Source organism: Mycobacterium lepromatosis (assembly GCF_000975265.2).
GTDB classification, from domain to species: Bacteria; Actinomycetota; Actinomycetes; order Mycobacteriales; family Mycobacteriaceae; genus Mycobacterium; species Mycobacterium lepromatosis.
Genome location: NZ_CP083405.1, coordinates 2,132,318 through 2,153,140 on the forward strand (window position 1 = coordinate 2,132,318; position 20,823 = coordinate 2,153,140).

Annotated in this window: 15 protein-coding genes, 1 tRNA gene, 1 other RNA gene and 5 pseudogenes; 6 read left to right on the plus strand and 16 right to left on the minus strand. The window is 58.2% G+C overall.

The window, feature by feature from the left end; translation table 11 throughout:
* Positions 1 to 352: 352 nt before the first annotated feature.
* From ssrA to prfB, 8 genes and pseudogenes are all read right to left on the minus strand, one after another.
* Positions 353 to 721: a transfer-messenger RNA gene (ssrA, locus tag MLPF_RS10205) on the minus strand.
* Positions 722 to 1,020: 299 nt separating this feature from the next.
* A complete protein-coding gene (locus MLPF_RS10210) occupies positions 1,021 to 1,230 on the minus strand; it encodes a hypothetical protein (protein ID WP_156146978.1) in 210 nt (69 codons plus the stop codon).
* Positions 1,231 to 1,830: 600 nt separating this feature from the next.
* Positions 1,831 to 2,313 carry an SsrA-binding protein SmpB gene (gene smpB / locus MLPF_RS10215; protein ID WP_045842636.1) on the minus strand — a complete coding sequence of 161 codons (483 nt, stop codon included), beginning with the start codon at positions 2,311 to 2,313 and terminating at the stop codon, positions 1,831 to 1,833.
* Positions 2,314 to 2,315: 2 nt separating this feature from the next.
* Positions 2,316 to 3,209, minus strand: coding sequence for a permease-like cell division protein FtsX (ftsX, locus tag MLPF_RS10220; protein WP_045842635.1), 894 nt, complete (start codon positions 3,207 to 3,209; stop codon positions 2,316 to 2,318).
* The gene (gene ftsE / locus MLPF_RS10225) at positions 3,210 to 3,899 is read right to left on the minus strand and encodes a cell division ATP-binding protein FtsE (RefSeq protein WP_045842634.1); all 690 of its coding nucleotides are present in this window, start codon (positions 3,897 to 3,899) and stop codon (positions 3,210 to 3,212) included.
* A 226-nt stretch (positions 3,900 to 4,125) separates the two neighbouring features.
* Entirely contained in the window at positions 4,126 to 4,218 is a 93-nt protein-coding gene (locus MLPF_RS18215; protein ID WP_486624856.1) for an Rv3103c transmembrane domain-containing protein, read from the minus strand.
* A 138-nt stretch (positions 4,219 to 4,356) separates the two neighbouring features.
* Positions 4,357 to 5,198 (minus strand): annotated as a pseudogene (locus tag MLPF_RS10235) (mechanosensitive ion channel domain-containing protein); the annotation flags it as partial.
* A 39-nt stretch (positions 5,199 to 5,237) separates the two neighbouring features.
* Positions 5,238 to 6,362, minus strand: a complete 1,125-nt coding sequence (gene prfB, locus MLPF_RS10240; protein WP_045842633.1) for a peptide chain release factor 2 — start codon at positions 6,360 to 6,362, stop codon at positions 5,238 to 5,240.
* 183 nt (positions 6,363 to 6,545) lie between these two features.
* Between prfB and MLPF_RS10245 the strand changes: the two genes are divergently transcribed.
* Entirely contained in the window at positions 6,546 to 7,916 is a 1,371-nt protein-coding gene (locus MLPF_RS10245) for an FAD-dependent oxidoreductase (protein ID WP_045842632.1), read from the plus strand.
* A gap of 82 nt (positions 7,917 to 7,998) precedes the next feature.
* Here MLPF_RS10245 and MLPF_RS17650 read toward each other — a convergent pair.
* Both MLPF_RS17650 and MLPF_RS10255 read right to left on the minus strand, forming a co-directional pair.
* Positions 7,999 to 8,626, minus strand: a pseudogene (locus tag MLPF_RS17650) (FAD-binding protein); the annotation flags it as partial.
* A gap of 539 nt (positions 8,627 to 9,165) precedes the next feature.
* A complete protein-coding gene (locus MLPF_RS10255) occupies positions 9,166 to 9,480 on the minus strand; it encodes a hypothetical protein (protein WP_045842631.1) in 315 nt (104 codons plus the stop codon).
* A 109-nt stretch (positions 9,481 to 9,589) separates the two neighbouring features.
* On the opposite strand from MLPF_RS10255, the gene hisN reads away from it, so the two are divergent.
* The 3 genes from hisN (at position 9,590) to MLPF_RS10270 (ending at position 13,093) form a co-directional block, all read left to right on the plus strand.
* Positions 9,590 to 10,375, plus strand: a complete 786-nt coding sequence (hisN, locus tag MLPF_RS10260) for a histidinol-phosphatase (RefSeq protein WP_045842630.1) — start codon at positions 9,590 to 9,592, stop codon at positions 10,373 to 10,375.
* Between the two features lie 76 nt (positions 10,376 to 10,451).
* Positions 10,452 to 11,849 (plus strand): acyl-CoA dehydrogenase family protein, encoded by a 1,398-nt coding sequence (locus MLPF_RS10265; RefSeq protein WP_045842629.1) that lies wholly within the window; start codon positions 10,452 to 10,454, stop codon positions 11,847 to 11,849.
* 41 nt (positions 11,850 to 11,890) lie between these two features.
* Entirely contained in the window at positions 11,891 to 13,093 is a 1,203-nt protein-coding gene (locus tag MLPF_RS10270) for an acyl-CoA dehydrogenase family protein (protein WP_045842628.1), read from the plus strand.
* Between the two features lie 20 nt (positions 13,094 to 13,113).
* On the opposite strand, the gene MLPF_RS10275 is transcribed toward MLPF_RS10270, so the two are convergent.
* Positions 13,114 to 13,443 carry an aldo/keto reductase gene (locus MLPF_RS10275; RefSeq protein ID WP_050038949.1) on the minus strand — a complete coding sequence of 110 codons (330 nt, stop codon included), beginning with the start codon at positions 13,441 to 13,443 and terminating at the stop codon, positions 13,114 to 13,116.
* Between the two features lie 125 nt (positions 13,444 to 13,568).
* Here MLPF_RS10275 and MLPF_RS10280 point away from each other — a divergent pair.
* Both MLPF_RS10280 and MLPF_RS17655 read left to right on the plus strand, forming a co-directional pair.
* Positions 13,569 to 14,467: pseudogene (locus MLPF_RS10280) on the plus strand (MDR/zinc-dependent alcohol dehydrogenase-like family protein).
* A gap of 378 nt (positions 14,468 to 14,845) precedes the next feature.
* Positions 14,846 to 15,224 (plus strand): annotated as a pseudogene (locus tag MLPF_RS17655) (proton-conducting transporter transmembrane domain-containing protein); the annotation flags it as partial.
* Between the two features lie 688 nt (positions 15,225 to 15,912).
* On the opposite strand, the pseudogene MLPF_RS10290 reads toward MLPF_RS17655, so the two are convergent.
* The 5 genes and pseudogenes from MLPF_RS10290 to MLPF_RS10305 form a co-directional block, all read right to left on the minus strand.
* A pseudogene (locus MLPF_RS10290) lies at positions 15,913 to 16,090 on the minus strand (TetR family transcriptional regulator); the annotation flags it as partial.
* Positions 16,091 to 16,457: 367 nt separating this feature from the next.
* A tRNA-Met gene (locus tag MLPF_RS10295) sits at positions 16,458 to 16,534 on the minus strand.
* Between the two features lie 158 nt (positions 16,535 to 16,692).
* A complete protein-coding gene (locus tag MLPF_RS10300) occupies positions 16,693 to 19,644 on the minus strand; it encodes a UPF0182 family protein (RefSeq protein ID WP_045842624.1) in 2,952 nt (983 codons plus the stop codon).
* 3 nt (positions 19,645 to 19,647) lie between these two features.
* Positions 19,648 to 19,773, minus strand: a complete 126-nt coding sequence (locus tag MLPF_RS15825) for a hypothetical protein (RefSeq protein ID WP_272946076.1) — start codon at positions 19,771 to 19,773, stop codon at positions 19,648 to 19,650.
* Between the two features lie 10 nt (positions 19,774 to 19,783).
* The gene (locus tag MLPF_RS10305; RefSeq protein WP_045842623.1) at positions 19,784 to 20,806 is read right to left on the minus strand and encodes a YlbL family protein; all 1,023 of its coding nucleotides are present in this window, start codon (positions 20,804 to 20,806) and stop codon (positions 19,784 to 19,786) included.
* Positions 20,807 to 20,823: the final 17 nt, after the last annotated feature.

Below are 20,823 nucleotides of genomic sequence, written 5' to 3' on the forward strand. Positions count from 1 at the left end.
ATGACAGATACATCCTGTCGCAAAACCGTGCTGGCAGATTAAGGAAGCACAGAAACACAAGATCGCATGTGTTGAAATGGAGGCCGTGGCACTCTATACATGGCCCATGGACAAACCACAACATCGCCATGCCTAGCGTATGTAACCGATACGATAGCCGTCAATGACGCAAATTTCGAGAAGGGCAACCGACAACAATGTCACGTTTCACTCGTGGTTGCTTCCACCATTGCCCACCGCAATGCTTGACCGTCCTTAGCAACTCAGTGGCATATCACCTGCGTTCGCCTATAGAGGGTGCCGCCGTATATCGGATCGATATCGACCGCGGGCATCCCAAACTGCCACTATTGGGTGGAGCTGCCGGGAATCGAACCCGGGTCCTACGGCATTCCCTCAAGGCTTCTCCGTGCGCAGTTCGCTATGCCTCTACTCGGATCTCCTGGTCACGCGCACTAGCCAAGATGACGATCCCAGTCGCGGTTGGTGTCCCGACGAGTCCCGCGACCGAACCCATCGGTAGATCCCTCTAGCTGATGCCAGGCTCCGGGGCGAGGGCGTTCCCGGTCTGACAGACTAGCTTATCGCTTAGGCAGCGAGAGCGTAGTCGCGCTGATGTGAATCGGCGCTTATATGGCTGCAACGACGCTTACGGTGGTCTCTTGCCTGCACCGGCACGCTTCCCTTGATTCGATGCGCGAAGTCGAAACCTTTCAGCCCCTCGCGTCCCTGCCGACTTTCGGCGGAGTCCACTATAACACGCTACTATCAACGGACAACGGGCGGCAATGGAATGACTTTCCCGATAACCAGAGCCAGGATGGGCTGGTCTCGCTAGCAGGTTTGGTGTGCATCGAAAGCTACACTACACGTAGTTTCTTTAGCGCTTTTTGCGCTGGCGTCGATCTCGGTGTAAACCGTTTGCGGGGAACCAATCGAGTGCGGGGAACCAATCGAGGTCAGACCACGAAATTCAGCCAGTCGACAATGTGGACGGCCAGGTCCTTATATCCATCCAGTTCAATGTCTCCGCTTAGCACGAGGGGCACATCGAGCGGACCCGTCGGCAAGCCTGGTGAACTGCAGCCCGTCCAGCTGGACAACCGCCATAGGCTGTAGCTTGACGAAGTCGTCTATCAGCTGAGCGCAACCATCAACACTGACCCGAATGCGACGCGCCAACGGACCGGTCAGGTCGAACTCAACGAGTACTACCAGGTACCTGGGCATTTGCTAACAACAAATCCCATAGTCGCCACGATCTCAATGAAAGATAGTTACGACGCGGACCCATCAAGCTCGTCGTCGGACGACAGGGGCGCCAATACCTCGCGGATGTCTTGCTCATGCACCCGGCAGTCAAAGACCCATATTCGCATGAACCGTCCGTGACTATAACCATACCTTCCGGCGTCGAGTTAGCTGCGCTCCACTCAATCATCGGACATACCCAACAGCGCCGTGCGGCAAACCCGAGTCACCGCGCGGTAGCGGCTTGCCGACACTGGTTCCGGACTCACCCTTGAGCGGTGCACCCGGCATTCCTTTATCGCTTCTATATCATTGCACACATGCTCAAGCAACTTGACATCGATGTCCGGGTGGGGCGATGCCCTGCAGGATTTACTCGGTGCCAATGATGCGTGCTGACAGCCTGCACGTTCCACCCGGGGAGCGGTGTCGATGCACGTACCAACCTGTCCTGCTCCCTTTTTTAGCAGCGCGTCGATTGATAGTCCCACGCAGCGAACCGACCCGGCCAACGCGTCGCGTGTCAAGTTGGGAGATGAAAAACAGACGACCATAGATCGGGTATTAGGCCAATCTAGCTCAGAGCATGCCCTTGGCACGACGACCGAGCTCGCGGACCATTTCGCGCTGAGCATCGCGGCGTGCCATGTCCTGGCGCTTGTCGTGCAGTTTCTTGCCGCGCACCAGCGCAAGCTCGACCTTGACCTTGCCCGCGTCAAAATACAACGACAACGGCACTAGCGCAAGGTTGCCGTCGCGGATCTTGCCAACCAGGGTGCCAATCTGGCGGCGGTGCAGCAGCAGCTTGCGGTTACGGCGGGGATCGTGATTGGTCCAACTACCGTGCTGATACTCCGGGATGTGCATGTTTCGCAACCAAACTTCACCGTTGTCGACGGTTGCGAACGCGTCGGCCAGCGACGCATGCCCCTCCCGCAGACTTTTCACCTCGGTGCCAAGCAACGCCACCCCAGCTTCAAACAGCTCAATGATTGCGTAATCGTGCCGAGCTTTGCGATTGGTGGCCACAATCTGCTTGCCACCACGCGGGTGTCTGGCCACACTTACCGTCGCACGTAAATGCGTAACGTTGCATAACCAGTCAACGCGGCCAATGCCACGCCGAGCAACAACAACCACGGGGAGATGTACAGGACGTCGGCATAATCAACCCGGGCAATCAGATTGGCTTGATAGAACTGGTTCAGCGCATTGTTCAAAAACATTGCCCGCGCCACAAGCAGACCAACGATCGCGATAACGGCGCCTACGGTCGCAGCCAACATTGCCTCCAGCAAAAACGGTAACTGAGTGTACCAGCGGCTGGCGCCGACCAGTCGCATGATGCCGATCTCGGTGCGCCGCGTATAGGCCGCTACTTGAACCATGTTGACAATTAGCAAGACTGCCCCGATAGCCTGCACTAAAGCGATGGCGAACGCGACGTCACTCAAACCGTCCAGCACGGCGAACAGTCGGTCGATCAGTTCCTTCTGATTGAGCACAGAAAGCACCCCGGGCTGGCCCTGCATCGCGGCATCAAATTCCTTGTGCTGAACAGGGTTAGCCAGCTTGATGATGAATGAAGCGGGGAAAGAATCCTTGCCCGCAACATCCTTGTACTGCGGGAACTTGAGGATAGCGTTGTCGTAAGCGTCCTGACGGTTAAGGAACCGCAAGGATGTGACGTCATCTCGAGCTTCGATCTTTCCCCGAAGCGCCTTGCATAGGTTGGTGTTGCAGATCGGATCGTTGGCGGAAATGTCATCGGTGAGGAAGACTTGTGTCTCGACTCGATCGAGGTAGATACTTCGAGAGTTGTCGGCCAAACGGACCACCAGCAGCCCACCACCGAACAAGCCGATCGAGATCGCGGTCGTCAGGATCATCGCTATCGTCATCGTGACATTGCGACGGAGACCGGTAACGACCTCGTTGAGCAGAAAGCCGAAGCGCACTTAGCGATCCATCCCGTAAATGCCACACCATTCGTCCCGAACCAGCCTGCCCAAAGACAGCTCCACGACCCGCTGCCGCATCGAGTCGACGATGTGATGGTCGTGGGTTGCCATCAGCACAGTAGTCCCGGTGCGGTTGATCCGTTCCAACAAATCCATGATGTCCTTACTAGTGTCTGGGTCGAGGTTGCCGGTAGGCTCATCGGCCAGCAATACCAGCGGCCGGTTGACAAATGCACGGGCGATCGCAACCCGCTGCTGCTCGCCGCCTGACAGCTCGTCCGGCAGCCGGTTAGCTTTGCCAGACAGGCCGACCGTCTCGAGCACATCGGGAACCACCTGGTTGATCGCATCCGATCGTCTGCCGATGACTTCCAGAGCAAAGGCGACGTTCTCGTACACCGTCTTTTGCTGTAGCAAACGAAAATCCTGGAAAACGCAACCGATCACCTGGCGCAGCCGCGGTATGTGGCGGCCGGGCAATTTGTTGACGTGAAACTTCGAGACCCGCACGTCACCGGATGTCGGTGTTTCGGCACCCAGCAGCAACCGCATAAAGGTAGACTTGCCAGAACCTGACGGGCCGATCAAGAAGACAAATTCACCCTTGTCAATTTTGACGTTGACGTTGTCTAATGCCGGCCGCGCCAACGATTTGTACTGCTTACTGACACGGTCGAGGGTGATCATCACGGCTCGCAAGTGTAGCGGTGATTTTCATTGGAACGCGACGATCAGTAAGCAGGCACCTGGCGAAATGAGGTTGAGGGGCCCCGCCTGGGTTGGTTGCACGAATGAAGTGGTTGTGACAGTCACCGTAGATGGCGGCTGGTCCACTCTGCTGCGCAGCACCCACGTGTAGTTCGAGTCGGGCACGAAGCTCGGTGACACCACCTGGCTGGCCGCCTCACCACTATTAGGCTGCCAGTGTGCGATAGGTGCTATAGGACCACCACACTGCCAGGAACGCCACGATCAACACTAGCGTCGAGGCACGGGATCCGGCCACCAAACATCATGTGGCAAGGCCAACGTCGTCCGCCGTCGTCGCCACCCTTCTCGAGGACTTTGAGCGTACACTTCACCGCCGATGCACCGAGAGGCCGAGTCTGGTCCTCGGCCACCTTGGCCGCAGGTACGACGAGATTTCGACAAGGCCGACCGTTGTATCGGCCACGGTAACGATGCTGGCGCGAACGAGTACCCTAGTAACGACCACAAGCAACTGGACGGCCAGCATCGAACTGCTTGCCGGCAATACGCGAGCCACAACCCGCAACGTGACAGTGTCGACTGCGATATTTTCCACTCCCATCATCGTGGGGGCATCTAACAACAACTCCACCAGCATGGGGTTATCGCGGGTGTGCTCACACTCCTGGTACAAGACCACGTTGACCGGTTGAGATCGGCACTGGTCGCCACCGGGATGTCCGCCACAGCCCGCGCCCAGTCCTTGAAAAGGTTGACCGATTTGACTGTTGGAGACCGTGCACATCTAACCATCGCAAGAACGCAGCCTGGCTACGGCAACGTCACGTCCTTAACGGTGCCGCGGGCCTCGTCGGCGGCACCGTTGACGGTCAAAGCAACCAGATCCCCGAAGCCGTACTGCTTCTCGACGATTATCAAAAAGCCGACAAGCAGATCCTGAACCAGCGGCTGAACACCGAAGCCCAACGCCGCAACCGACACGACCAGCCCACCTATTCGACATTTCAGCACGTCGCTTACCTGAACAACGACCCAGATCGCGATGATAACGATTACACCCACCAGATCACCGACGCGACGGCCTGGCGGTGTTTGGTTTCTTCCGAAAGCACTGAGGCGTCGCTTTCGACAAAGTCGACGTGGAACTCGGTGGGTCACTTGTCACGCCACCAAGGTGAGGTAGCAAACCGCCAGCATCGCCGGGATCCTCAACACAACGATCCGCAGGCTCTTGTCAATAGTCCAGGCACTGATCCCACCGTTCCAGAAGTCATGCTAGCACTTGCGTTAGCGAAACAGCGAGAATCATTCAGTCTAGCTTACATCGCGTCTGTTGCGCCAACGGATCCCGGCCTCCAAGAACCCGTCGATGTCTCCGTCAAGTACAGCTGTTGGGTTACCCACCTCGTACTCGTTTCGCAGATCCTTGACCATCTGATAGGGGTGCAGTACGTAGGAGCGCATCTGATTGCCCCACGAACTGCCACCCTCACCTTTTAATGCATCTAGCTCAGCGCGTTCTTCTAAACGCTTACGCTCCAACAACTTTGCTTGTAGCACACGCATCGCCGATACCTTGTTCTGCAGCTGCGATTTCTCGTTCTGGCAGGTAACGACAAGACCGGTTGGGACGTGAGTTAACCGCACCGCGGAGTCGGTGGTGTTGACCGACTGGCCGCCGGGACCGCTGGACCGGTAAACATCGACGCGCACATCGCCGTCGGGAATGTCGATGTGATCAGTGGTCTCCACCACAGGCAACACTTCGACTTCGGCAAACGAAGTCTGGCGCCGACTCTGGTTGTCGAACGGGCTGATCCGGACCAGCCGGTGGGTGCCCTGCTCGCTCGCCAACGTGCCATAGGCGAACGGCGCGTGCACGACGAACGTGGCACTTTTGACACCAGCTTCTTCGGCATAGGAGGTGTCGAACACCTCTACGCCGTATTTGTGCTGTTCCGCCCATCGGATATACATCCGCATCAGCATTTCGGCCCAGTCTGCGGCATCCACCCCGCCGGCACCGGAACGTATGGTGATCAGCGCCTCGCGCTCGTCATATTCGCCTGACAACAACGTACGCACCTCGGTGGATTCGATATCGACGCGCAGCGCCTTGAGTTCGGCGTCAGCCTCGACGAAGACCTCCATTCCGCTGGCGGTGGCCGCGGCCTTTTCCTCAGCCGCTAGCTCGTAAAGCACCAGCAGGTCATCTAGACGTCGCCGTAGCTCCTCGATTCGGCGCAGCTCGCCCCGAGCATGAGATAACTCGCTGGTCACGCGTTGCGCGCGGACTTGGTCACCCCACAGTTTCGGGTCGGACGCCTCATGCTCGAGTTGCTCGATGCGGGTACGCAAACCCTCTACGTCGAGCACCCGCTCCACCGTGGTCAAGGTGGAGTCAAGAGCAGCGATGTCGGCTTGGCGGTCAGGGTCCACAATCGCCCACGTTACCGACGCCCTAAGGTGGCGACCAGTAGTGCTCTTCTGGGGAGCTTGCAGTAACAACTGCTAGCATCAAAGCGATAGCCACGTGAACACCACCACAGCGACGTGACCGCTCGACATAATCTAACGCCTTCAGCGTCACAGGGACCAGGCACGAACAGAAGGCTCAAGGTATTGCGTCCACACTATCCGTATCACATAGCCATAGTCGGCTCGGGGCCGTCGGGGTTTTTCGCTGCGGCATCCGTGCTGAAGGCTGCCGACGCCTCCGACGAGATCGACGTTGCCGTTGACATGCTGGAGATGCTGCCGACACCGTGGGGACTGGTCCGCTCTGGTGTCGCACCCGATCACCCCAAAATCAAATCGATCAGCAAGCAGTTCGAAAAGACCGCCGATGACCCGCGATTCCGCTTCTTCGGCAATGTGATTGTCGGTAAAGACGTCGAACCTACCGAACTCGCCGAACGCTACGACGCCGTGATCTACGCTGTCGGGGCGCAGTCCGACCGCGCTTTGAACATTCCCGGTGAAGACCTGCCAGGAAATATCGCCGCCGTCGATTTCGTGGGTTGGTATAACTCACACCCCAACTTCCATGAGATGTCACCCGACCTGTCAGGCCGTCGCGCAGTGGTTATTGGCAACGGCAACGTCGCACTCGACGTCACGCGCATCCTGATCACCGATCCCAACGTACTAGCATTCACCGATATCGCCGATCATGCCCTGGAGTCACTGCGCCCGCGCGGGATCGAGGAAGTAGTGATCGTTGGCCGCCGCGGGCCGCTACAGACAGCGTTCACCACACTGGAGCTGCGTGAGCTAGCAGACCTCGAAGGGGTCGACGTGATTGTCGATCCTGCCCAGCTGGAGGGCATCAGTGACGAGAACGTGGCCGCGGCGAGCAAGACGACCAGGCAGAACATCAAAGTGTTACGCGACTACAGTGTGCGCACGCCCACACCCGGCCATCGTCGGATTGTGTTCCGATTCCTAACTTCCCCAATTGAAATCAAGGGCGAGGGCAAGGTGGAGAGGATCGTGCTCGGTCAAAACGAACTGGTCACCGATGACAGCGGACGGATAGTAGCCAAAGACACCGGGGCTCGCGAGGAACTGCCAGCTCAGTTGATTGTGCGGTCGATCGGTTATCGCGGTGTCCCTACGCCGGGGTTACCATTCGACGACAGCAGCGTGACCATCCCCAACACCGACGGCCGGGTGAACGGCAGCCGAAACGAGTACGTCGTCGGGTGGATCAAGCGCGGGCCGACCGGGGTGATTGGCACCAACAAGAAGGACTCCCAAGACACTGTCGACACCTTGATAAAGGATCTGGCCGGCACCAGCGATACCAAGAAGTTCGGCGCAAACCACGCCGACCGGCTAGCCGAGTGGCTGGCCGAACGACAGCCGAAACTAGTAACGTTGGCGCACTGGCAGACCATCGACCGCTATGAGCGAACGGCTGGCGAACCGCACGGCCGCCCCCGCGTTAAGCTGCCGAACCTCGCCGAGCTGCTGCGGATCGGGCACGGCTGATCACAGGCCGCCCAACACCCCGGAAGTGAAGCTCCCGGCCAGGGTAAAATAAAAAACGATCCGCAGCGTTAATGTTATTCTATAGTGATTCTGTCAGGTCGTCGATGTAGGTGTACAGCTTGGCAAAGTGCCCGCCGACGCAGGTGTTTAACCAAAACCAAAGCTGAAGAACGGGGAGAGATCGGGTAAATGCCGCAACGTCAAATAGTGCGGGCGTAGTTGGTCCTCGACCACCGGGCTCAGCACGCCAGCCTGGATCCGCACAGCCCGACTGATATTGTCGACCACTAGCACCGCGCACATTTCGGTGACGTCCACCATGACAGCCAGATCGCTGCATCGAGGCTCGACGCCACACAAGACCGAGCTAACGCCGCCGTATGGGATGGCCGAAATTCGCTTGCGCGCGCTAATCTAGTACGTCGATCACGTCTTGTTCCCGGCGAGGTCGTGCTATCGGATCGAGGATGTGGTCGAAGCAGCCTTGCAAGTTGCACGCGACATCGCGAAACGCCTTGCCACGAACGTGACCGGTTAGGCCGACGAGGTGATTCGTGGTGTTGCAAGCCTGAGCACGTTCGGGTCCGGCGAGCGGTGATCGGTCACGTCATGGCCGGGTAATAGCGTCGCGGCTACGCCCTACCAGATCCTTTACTTCACTATTCAGACAGCACCTTCTCGACGGTGCCCCGGCCCCACCACGAACGCATGTCGGATGAATCAACTTTTCAAGCCGACGGCAGCTCCGCCGACGAGCAAAAGCACGAGAGCAGCCACGGTGAACCAGCCCACACCGACGAACCACCAGATGAAGCCCAAGGCTACGAGCACTGGTGAGAGCACGAAAAGCGCAATCCCAGAGTTCTACTTGACCACTTCCAGAGTACTCTTCACCCGGATCTATATCCTTACCTGCCATGCCTTCAAAATGCCAGACAACCGTCTTTACGGCCTTTACGGCCCGATTGATCAGCGACAACAATTGGGGTAGGGCGCCGCAACTCAGCAAAGCGCGGTGGCGCGATATCATACTGAACGTCAATGGTGGACTTCACTATTAACGTTAGCTAACCTTAGCGCAAGGTGTGTCGCTGAGCGCGCCGGCATCAATGGTGGCCAGGATCGACATGTCAAGGTGAAAACGGACTGCTCGACAATCGTTGCCATCAATCATCGACGCCACGCGATGTGATCCTACCATACCCTAGAGTCAAGCTCACTGGTGATACCGCGACGGGATGACAGGCCATTAGTCGGGTGGCATGAACTTCCAGTTGTCAGGATTCTTCGGCGAATACATCACCGGGTGCAACTGCCCTATCGCTGGCCATTTGTCCAAGTCGACCACCATGCGCCGATATACGGAATACTCGCTGACGGTGGGTCCGCTGATAACACCGGCGATCGTAACAAACTGTTCACCGCGAGCGTCGTTAGGTCGCGGGCTGACCCCGGTAACCAACAAAGTGCCGCTGGCCAGGTCACCTCCGCCCGGGAGGAACCACTTGGCCAAGAAGACGCCCAAAATCGCCACCAGCAAGAGCAGCACACCGAATTCCCACACTCATTCAGGTTAGGACCATGGTAAGAATGCTGACATAGACTGCTCCAGCGACGACGTTAGAGTAATTTGGGGGTACCTCCCCGCTTGCGGGGGCAGAGGGGCGGTGCGCATGGCTCAGGAAAATCTAATGCTAGCGCTGACGCTGGCTGACCGCGCAGACACACTGACTAGCGCCCGCTTCGGCACGTTCAATCTACACGTCGACACTAAACCAGATTTTACTCCGGTCACCGACGCCGACCGAGCGGTCGAAGCCGACATGCGTGCGATGCTCGGGCGCGAGCGGCCTAAAGACGGCTTCCTGGGAGAAGAATACGGCGGTACAACAACTTTCAGCGGACGGCAGTGGATCGTCGACCCGATCGACGGCACCAAGAACTTCGTGCGCGGGGTGCCAGTGTGGGCCAGTTTGATAGCATTGCTCGACGACGGGGTACCCTCAATCGGCGTCGTCAGTGCGCCCGCACTGCAACGACGATGGTGGGCAGCGCGCGGTCAAGGCGCTTTCGTGGCGGTCGATGGGGTCCCGCGCCGGCTAGCGGTGTCAGAGGTGGCCGACCTCCATTCGGCAAGTCTGTCGTTCTCCAGCTTGTCCGGGTGGGCGCAGCGCGGTTTACGCGACCGGTTCCTCGAGTTGACCGACGCCGTGTGGCGGGTACGCGCCTACGGCGATTTCCTATCCTATTGCCTGCTCGCTGAAGGGGCCGTCGACGTCGTTGCCGAGCCGGAGGTATCGGTATGGGACCTAGCTGCCCTCGACATTGTGGTGCGCGAGGCGGGTGGAGTTCTGACCGGTCTCGACGGCACCCCCGGCCCGCATGGCGGCAGCGCTGTGGCGACGAACGGTCGCCTGCACCAAGAGGTGCTGACCAGGATCGGCGTTACTGTGAAGTAATTAACAGGATAACCCTACCTTACTCCAGAGTAAGGTAGGGTTATCCACGTCGCCCTAACGAGCTGAGGCTGCTAACATGACCAACACTGTTCCTAGTGTTAAGCTCCCTTGCACGCGTCTCAAACGACGTGGCCTTAGGTCCGGCGTCGGGATGCAGCCGCACAAGCGGACTGGGCTCGACGTCGCAATTGCGATGCTGACTCCGCTTGTCGGCCATGAGTTCCTGGACAAATACCGTCTGCGCGATCCACTCAACCGAGCGCTACACTACGGGGTTAAGGCGACGTTCTCCACTGCCGCCGCCGCCAGTCGGCAATTCAAGCGGGTGCAAAACTTGCGTGGTGGCGCAACCCGGTTACAACCCAGCGGCAGAAACTACTTCGACCTGACCCCAGACGACGACCAAAAGTTGATCGTCGAGGCTGTCGACAAATTCACCGCAGAAGTACTGCGGCCTGCCGCTCACGACGCCGATGAAGCTGCAGCCTACCCGTCCGATCTGATCCCCAAGGCCGCCAAGTTGGGCATCACCACGATCAACATTCCCGAGGATTTCGACGGCATCGCCGAACGTCGTTCCAGCGTAACCAATGTGCTGGTGGCCGAGGCGTTGGCGTATGGCGACATGGGATTGACGCTGCCGATTCTGGCCCCTGGCGGTGTAGCGGCTACGCTAGCCTATTGGGGCAGCGCCGATCAACAGACCACCTACCTGAAAGAGTTCGCCGGAGAGAATGTCCCCCAGGCCTGTGTTGCCATCACCGAACCGCAGCCGTTATTCGACCCCACCCGGCTGAAGACCATCGCCGTGCGTACCCCGTCCGGATACCGGCTCGACGGGGTAAAGTCATTGGTCCCGGCCGCGGCCAGCGCCGAGCTGTTCATCATCGGCGCTCAGCTGAATGGCAAACCAGCATTGTTCCTCGTCGAGTCCTCGACCAGAGGCCTGACCGTCAAGGCCGACCCCAGCATGGGGATTCGCGCCGCAGCCTTGGGCCAAGTTGAACTCTGCGGAGTGTCGGTGCCCTTGGACGCCCGGCTGGGTGAAGACGACGGGACAGACAATGACTACTTCGAAGCGATCGCGTTGGCCCGGCTAGGCTGGGCAGCGCTGGCGGTCGGCACCTCGCACGCAGTGCTGGACTATGTCGTGCCATACGTGAAAGAACGCAAAGCCTTTGGCGAACCGATCGCGCGTCGCCAGGCCGTCGCGTTCATGTGCGCCAACATCGCTATCGAGTTGGACGGGCTGCGGCTGATCACGTGGCGCGGCGCGTCCCGCGCCGAGCAAGGCCTCTCATTCACCCGAGAAGCTGCGCTAGCCAAACGACTCGGCTCCGACAAAGCCATGCAAATCGGCCTGGACGGCGTGCAACTGCTGGGCGGCCACGGCTTCATCAAAGAGCACCCGGTTGAACGCTGGTATCGCGATCTACGGGCGATCGGTGTCGCCGAGGGCGTCATAGTTATCTGAGTATCTAAATTCCGCACTTTCTTCAAAGCGAAAGATCAATCATGGCCATCAACCTGGAGCTATCGCACGAACTGCAAGCAGTCATCGTTAAGACCCATCAGGGCGCCGCAGAATTGATGCGGCCGATCGCCCGCAAGTACGACTTGAAGGAACACGCCTACCCGGTCGAGCTAGACACTCTGTTCAATCTGTTTGCGGGAGCAGCCGAATCGTTCGCCTTCGCGGGAGCCGACGCGCTCGGCGATGAGGACGACAAAGACGAAAACCACAACGGCGCCAACATGGCCGCGCTGCTACAGGCCCTGGAGGCCTGCTGGGGCGACGTAGCGATGCTACTGTCCATCCCCTATCAAGGTCTGGGCAACGCAGCCATCTCCGCAGTCGCCACCGACGAGCAGCTGGAACGCCTAGGCAAGGTGTGGGCGGCGATGGCCATCACCGAGCCGGGGTTTGGGTCGGACTCGGCAGCGGTGTCGACGACCGCCACCCTCGACGGTGACGAGTACGTGATTAACGGTGAGAAGATCTTCGTTACCGCCGGGTCGCGCGCTACCCACATCGTAGTGTGGGCAACCCTGGACAAGTCGCTGGGCCGCGCGGCGATCAAGTCATTCATCGTGCCACGCGAACATCCCGGCGTCACGGTCGAACGGCTCGAGTATAAGCTCGGCATCAAGGGATCGGATACCGCTGCGATTCGATTTGATAACGTCCGCATTCCTAAAGACAACCTGCTGGGTAACCCGGAAATCGAGGTTGGCAAGAGCTTTTCCGGAGTGATGGAGACTTTCGACAACACCCGGCCAATCGTTGCTGCCATGGCCGTTGGAGTCGGCCGCGCCGCACTGGAGGAAATCCGCAAAATCCTCACCGATGCCGGGATAGAGATTTGCTACGACAAGCCCTCGTATGCCCAGAGCGCCGCCGCGGCAGAGTTCCTGCGGATGGAAGCCGACTGGGAAGCGAGTTACCTGCTGTCGCTCCGTGCGGCGTGGCAAGCCGACAACAACATCCCCAACTCCAAAGAAGCATCGATGAGCAAGGCCAAAGCGGGCAGGATGGCCAGCGACGTTACCCTTAAGACCGTCGAATTAGCAGGCACCGCAGGCTACTCCGAGAAGACCCTACTGGAAAAATGGGCCCGCGACTCCAAGATCTTAGACATCTTCGAGGGCACCCAGCAAATCCAGCAGCTGGTTGTTGCACGCCGATTGCTGGGCTTGTCCTCCTCCGAGCTCAAGTAACTTACCAGACTTATCGAACCCTAGTCGATGTCCCGCACACATACGATCTCGGCGCGCTTCAAACGCATACAGCAAATGCTCACGGATATTCCCAGGTCCTGGGGATCCGAGTACAGGGCTTCGCGTATGAGCTCGTTAGAAATCTGCGACTCGTAGAACTGGGCGGTATCGATGTGGTTGACGCCGAGGTGCACCACACGCCACAACACCGCGAAAGCCCCAACGTGCTTGCGCAGTGGCCGCGGAAAACCCTGGAACCGGGAAGTTGGATGGCACCAAAACCGATACAGACGAAAAAGCAGCCAAGCGCGACATTCCATACCGGGCAAGGGGCCGTCAGCCTTCAACAATTTTATCCGCTCGTCGTGCGCAAGAACAAGGATTGGCTGCGTCGTGCATTAGTGCGTGCGTCGTCTTCGGGTTTTAGATTGAAGCAGCCAAGGCTCTTCGGCCTCTCGTTAACGACGGAGGTGGCATGCGGGCGACACGAACAACTCGGCTAGATGGTCCAGACGCTGTCAAGGTCACCGAAGTCGAGGAACCGACAGGCGACCACGTGATCGTGGAGGTGCACGCAGCCCGTGCGGAATTCCCGGACGCATTATTACCCCACGGCCGCTAAAAGTACGGGCCGAATCTACCCAGACGTGCTCAGAGCTGAGATGAACCCAGTCGTTCGGTCGGCTATCAATTCAACAGTAACTTGACTCCTGGCGGCAGGATTGTCGGCCTCACCATGCTCGCCGGCGAGATGGCTAAGGTCGCTATGTTGTCACCCGACCGGGTGTTCAAACTACCCGACAACGTGATCTTCGAGGCGAGCGCTGACCTGCTGTTCAACGATCTGACCGTTTACTTTGCGCTCGGTGTCCGCGGCCGGACTGCAGCAAGGACACGGTTCTAGTGCACGGAGCTGCCGGCGGGATCGAAACACCAACGTTGCGGCTGGCGCCACCCACCATCGCAGTGGTCAGCACCGGAGGCGAAGGCTCAAACCTAGGCCAACACCACTGACTTGGTGTTGGCCTAGGGGTTCAAAGGCGCAGTAAAGAAGTTGATCAGCAGTCGCGAGGTTAACCGTCGACCCGGTCGACGGCGACCAAATGACCGATTCACTACACTCGCTTGTTCTGGGAGGGTGGCTAATTGTCATCGACTTCACCGGCGGTGAGCTACCCACGGTCAAGGTAAACCTGCTGTTGCTCAACAACATTGATGTGGTCAATATGAGTCTGAAGTGCGTGGATCCTAACGCAACCCTAAGCCTTAGCCGAGCAGTAAAACCAGCTTGAGCCGTTGCTTACCTCCGGCCAACTGCCTTTGCCAAATCCGATTACCGACCCACTAGAGGAGGCGGCTGGCGCAATCGCATGACTTGAAAAGCAGACCGCTAAAGGCAAAGTCACATTGCGCATCTGCGATTATACGTGACCCTTTATACCGGTCCTCCCAGAGCTTCGAGTATCTGGCTCACTTACCGACACCGCGCAACTGGCTATCCCATGGGGTACGACGACACCCGCCACGATGATGACAACCCGAAAAGGAAATGTACAAAATCCATGGCTCCACACACCGCGACGCAAATCCTGAGTAACTCGACAAGCTGCGGCAGGCGGTCGATAGCGTGATCGTCTGGCCGATCCGACCCCGGTTTCGCCCGGCTGCAGTTACCACGTAAAGTCCAGCATGTCCGCTGGACGGCATACGGGTGCTCGAGCCCGGCACCTTGATCGCCGGACCTTTTACCGGCTGCCTTCGCTGTATGACCAGTGGCTCCCCGTGCTGTGGGTGATTTCGATCCTGACCATGCCAATCGGCACCAGCACCGGGATGAACCAAACCGGCGTCAAGCAAATACTGACCTATTCATCGATCACACACATCGGCTTCATTCTACCGGGGTGATCGCCGACAACGCGGCGGACCTTTCGGCCACGTTGTTCTATTTGATCGCCTACAGCTTCAGCACCGCCGGAACGGTAGCGGTCGTCGTCCTGATCCTCAACCGCGACGGCTCAACAGCTTCAGAAACCACCGCACTATCTCATTGGTTGGTCCGGACTCGGTAAGTGCTCACCCTATTGTGGGTGCGATATTTTCAATGCTTCTGCAGGCTTTCTCCGGCATTCGGCAGGGTAACAGCACACTATACTCTGTGCAGATCATTGTGCTAACGTTCTTCATCGAAACATCCGACGAATTATCTCTCGATCAGACTGCCCAGGCCGCGATCAACTCGTTGATACCCATGCCTACTCCCGCGACCACAAGTAGGTGACTCATGGCTTCCTATTGGAGATCTGATCCTCATGTCCTCCACGACAATCCACTACTTGGCGGTGTTCGAAGATAACACCGTCGCTGCATCTGGTCCGACAAAAACGCATCGTCATCGTCTACCAGAAACTCATTTGCTACGCCCTCGACCAAGGCTGAACCCCTCCCAACTACCTTGAGCCTAGTTATCACGGGGAGGTCCACTATTCACCGGATTAGTCCCACAGCGTGCGGACAGAAGCGAACAAATTGTTCTTCGGGTGAAGCCACCGCCACGACCTGGCGCGCTAAAGCAAGTGACACACTAAGGGCACCGGCAACAGGCGATCTGGCTGGGACCAACGGCAGTAGCCCACCCTAGATCAACCACGCCCGCGATGAAATCCTCAACGAAGATTCCCGACCCGCTTGATTTGGATAACAGTTGAACGGCGCGATCCACCGATACCTAGTCAAACACCACAGCCGGCACGTCAGATTCTATGCCATGACTCGCACCAGTGACAATACCGCCTCGTACACAAGTTTCAACCTTACTTCGACCACCGACGGTAAAACGCAGATTTCGTGACATTGGCGTGTTCGACGACCGCAGCCAAGCTAAGATTCAAATAGCCGATTTCACCAGCGTTCCGCAGTGGCGGACGGCATTGCCAAGTCGATACGCGGATCTCGCGGACAGCCGGAACCGGGGATCTTGTCAAGGTCGGATGGTATCTGCTTTCCAAACTCTACTGATCGTAGCTTTACTGCCGCCAAGAAACCTCAACGAATGAAAGTACCCCGCGTCCAACGAACCGACGGTCGAAACAGTTGACCCACTGCAGCACTCCGACCGCAACGTCACCACCTAGCCAACGGCATTGTCACAAGGGCCTGGCTCGCCAGGCCCTTGCAGAGATAACACCGGACGTGGTTATCGATCGCAGCGTAGACACTACCGGAATGTCACCAGAAACAATTGTCGTGACCATCCGCTGGCCGCAGGGGCAAAACTCGTGGTGCAAGTGGCGCCCACCCCCAACGACGCGCAGGTACTTCCCATGAAAATGGCCCCTGAAGACGTCTCCGAGGGCCATTTTCATGGTAGCGGGGACAGGATTCGAACCTGCGACCTCTGGGTTATGAGCCCAGCGAGCTACCGAGCTGCTCCACCCCGCGTCGGTAAATGCAAGGTTACCGAACGCCGCCAAAGGTGATCAAATCGCCTGTCCGAGGCGGTGGCACGCGCGGCGAACAACACACAGAATCCCAGAATTTATGGCGTGTTGGTGTAAAGACGCGGCCGCTCGCGGCGCGGCAAAACCGATACAGCCCATCTACTTCGTGTTGTTGAACTTAGTAATGGCGTCGTCGAGCCGCTGTAGCGCCGAACCGTAGGCGACGAAATCACCCTTTTTCTGTGCTTCGCGCGCCGCACCGATCACCGCCTGAATCTCTTGCAGCGCGGCGGCCTTGGCGGCTGACAGCGAAACCGACCTGTCTGGGGCCGACGGCATCACTGTGATCGGAGGCATCGAAGGACCTGCGGGCGGCTTCGGCGGTACCGCTTCGGTCGGTTCGATGCCGGTAGCCGCGGAAGCCGCGCCGGGCCCGAATAGCCCGGTGAGCGCGTCACCGACAGTGGGGCCGTATCCAATCTTGTCGTTGTACATCATTGCCACACGAATCAGACGCGGGTAAGACGAGGCGGCGTCGCTGACACCCGGTGATGCATAGACGGGTTCCACGTACAGCAGCCCACCCTGAGCCACCGGCAGCGTCAACAAGTTACCCCAACGGATCCGGTTTTGGTCGTCCCGTCCAATCACACCCAGATCCTGGGATACCGCCGGATCGGTGGTGATCGCGTTATTGGCCAGTTTGGGACCGTTGACGTTTCCAGGAATGGTCAGCACGGTGATTTTGCCGTACGTCTCAGGATCAGAGCTGGCGCTGATGTAGGCGGCCAAGAAGTCTTGCTTGAACCTATTCATCGCGCTGGTCAGCTGATATGACGCCGAACTGTCGTTCTTGAGAATGTTTTTCGCAACGATGTAGTACGGCGGCTGATAACTGCTGGCAGTCGGATTCGGATCTAGCGGCACGTCCCAGAAATCCGATGTGTTGAAGAACGTTCCGGGATCATTGACATGGTATTTAGCCAACAGCATTCGCTGCACTTTGAACAGGTCTTCGGGATAGCGGAGATGCTCAGCCAGTTCGGGCGTGATCTCGCCTTTGGATCGGACGGTGCCCGGAAAAACCTTCATCCACACTTTCAGCACCGGATCATGCTCATCTTGCTGATATAGCGTCACAGCGCCGTCGTAAGCATCCACAGTGGCCTTCACCGAGTTCCGGATATACGCGACCCGCTTATCGGGAACCAAGCGATTGAAAGCCACTTCGGTGGAGTCGGCAGTCGCCGACGAGAGTGAGGTACGTTCAGAGTAAGGATAGTTGTCCAGGGTGGTGTAGCCGTCGATGATCCACACCAGTCGCTTGTTCACAATGGCCGGATAGACGCTGCTGTCAGTCGTCAACCAAGGCGCCACCGCCTCCACCCGCTGCGCCGGATTACGGTTGAATAAAATCTTGCTGTTGGAACCAATCACGCTGGAAAACAAAAAGTTTCGCTCGGCAAATTTCGCAGCGAACACACTACGGGATAGCCAGCCGCCGATCGGGACTCCACCACTACCAGTGTAGGTGTATCTCTTGGTGTCGGTGTTGGTCTCGTAGTCGTATTCGCGGTCATCGCCATTTTTTCCGACGATCGCATAGTCAGCAGAGGTATTGGAGATCACCGGCCCGAAGTAAATGCGGGGTTGATCCAGCCGCGCCGGCCCTTCGGACACCATAGTACCGTTCCCAACGACATTGACCAGAAATTGAGGGTAGCCACCATTTTGGTTCGGGTCATTGGCGATACCGCGCACGGTGTTCGCCGGCGACGCGATGAATCCGTTCCCGTGCGTGTAAACGGTATGCCGGTTGATCCAGTCACGCTGATTGTCAATCAACCTGTCCGGGTTGAGTTCACGCGCCGCCACAACGTAGTCACGCAGGCTACCCTTTTTGTCAAGGTAACGGTCAATCGACAGCTGATCGGGAAAATAGTAGAAGTTCTTACCCCGCTGAAATTGGGTAAACGCGGGGCTGACGATCGTGGGGTCGAGTAACCGGATGTTCGAGGTGGTAGCACGATCAGTGGCGATCTGCTGGGCGATCGCAGACGCGTCGCCGGTGTAATTCCGATAGGTCACCACGTCTTCGGTCAAGCCATAGGCATGTCGGGTCGCGATGATACTTCGACTAATGTACTCGCTTTCCTTGCGCACCGCATCCGGCTTGGCGATGAGCTGTTCAACGATCAACGGCCAACCGGCACCCACAATCAACGATGATAGTAGCAGCAAAACCAAGCCGATGGCAGGAATCCGAAAGTCCCGTAAAGTGATCGCCGAGAACACGGCAGCAGCACAAATCAACGCAATCGCTATTAAGATTAGCTTGGCGGGCTGCACCGCGTTTATATCGGTGTATCCAGCGCCAGTGAACGGCTTATTGCTACGCGTATGCGACAGTAGTTCATATCGGTCCAGCCAATAGGCAACGGCTTTGAGGAGCACCAACACACCGACCAAGCTGACCAACTGGAGACGTGCCAAACGGCTTAGCGCACCAGTGCGTTCGGACAACCGGATGCCGCCGAAAATATAGTGCGCCAACAAGTTTACTACGAAAGCTAGAAACACTGCGACGAACATGTAGCTGAGCACCAGCCGGTAGAACGGCAGTTCGAACGCGTAAAAACCGAGGTCCTTGCCGAACTGTGGATCCCTGATACCAAAGTCATCGCCGTGCAAGAACAGTTGGATCCGGACCCAGTAGCTTTGTGCGATAATGCCGGCCAGTAGGCCGATCGCCGCAGGGATCCCGACGCCGACCAACCGCAGCCGCGATAACACCATGGCGCGATACCGCGCCACCGGATCGTTGTCGTGACTCGGGACAAAGACCGGACGAGCTCGGTAGGCAACCGCGAGCCCGGCAAACACTATGCCGCCGACCACCAGCCCGACTACCAGGAACACTACGACGCGGGTAACCAGCACGGTACTGAACACCGAACGGTAGCCAAGCTCACCGAACCACAGCCAGTCGACGTAAGCGTCGACCAATCGCGGACCCGCTAACAGCAACACGAGCCCACTCAGTGCAACTATGATCAGAGTCCGGCTACGCCGAGTCAGTTTCGGCATCCTTGCGGCGGGCCGCATCCCCACTAGCTACGCTCCCTGCTCGATTTGACTGGCTTCGAGTTTGTTGGCACCCGTACTGCGGGGCCAGTTGCCAGATATCTTCTTGACGGTCACAACTCTACGCACCTCGGTACCCTTCTCGATGTCAGGCAAGGCGGCCAGGTTAACAGCTCGGCAGCTGGCCCCCTGACGTCATCGCGTGCAGTGCGTCCACTGCTTGGCTGAGATTCTCGACCTTCACCAACCGCAGGCCGGTGCGGTTATCGAAGCGCGCTTCGTCGCAGTTCTTGGCGGGCACTAGAAACACCGTAGCGCCGGCAGCGCGGGCGGCAATCATCTTGTGCGCGACGCCTCCGATGGGGCCCACCTGGCCGTCGATACTGATGGTTCCGGTGCCCGCGACGAACGTCGACCCGACCAAGTCACCGGTGGTCAGCTTGTCGACAACCGCCAGGCTGAACATCAGTCCAGCCGAGGGACCACCCACGTTGGCAAGGTTGAAATCCACCACGAACGGCGCCCACGGTGCATCCAGCACCGAGACACCCATAAAGCCGTAGTCGCGATCTTTGTTCGCACCCAGCGTGATCTGTACAACACCGGGCGGCTCGTTCTTGCGACGAAAATCGATGGTCACCACCTCGCCGGGCTTAGTTTTCTTCAGCAATCCGGTGAATTGCTCCACATTGGCCACCGGGCTACCGTTGACCGCGTCCACAGCATCACCGGCCTTCAGTTTTCCCGCCGACGGACCAGGATAACTGACTCTAGCAACGGTAACTGCAAAAGGGTACTGCAGGTATCCCAGTGCGGCATAAGCCGCACTGTCCTCGGACTGTTTGAAATCAGCATAGTTGCCCTTGTCAACGTCTTCCCTCGACTTTCCCGACGGGTAGATGAGGTCGCGCGGCACCAGCTGTTCTCGGCCGGACAGCCACAGTGTCAGGGCTTCGCCCAAGGTCAGACCGTCGCGCTGGGACACCGTCGTCATGTTGAGATGACCAGACGTCGGGTGCGTGTGCGCTCCTATGATCGCGACAACCTGCTTGCCATCCACCTCACCGAGTGTGTCAAAAGTGGGACCAGGACCCAGCGACACGAACGGCACCGTCACCACCGCGAGCAACACGCCGAAGACCAGAATCGGGACCAGCGCAACCAACAACGTGAAAATCCGCCTGTTCACGCCGCTTAGATTAGACG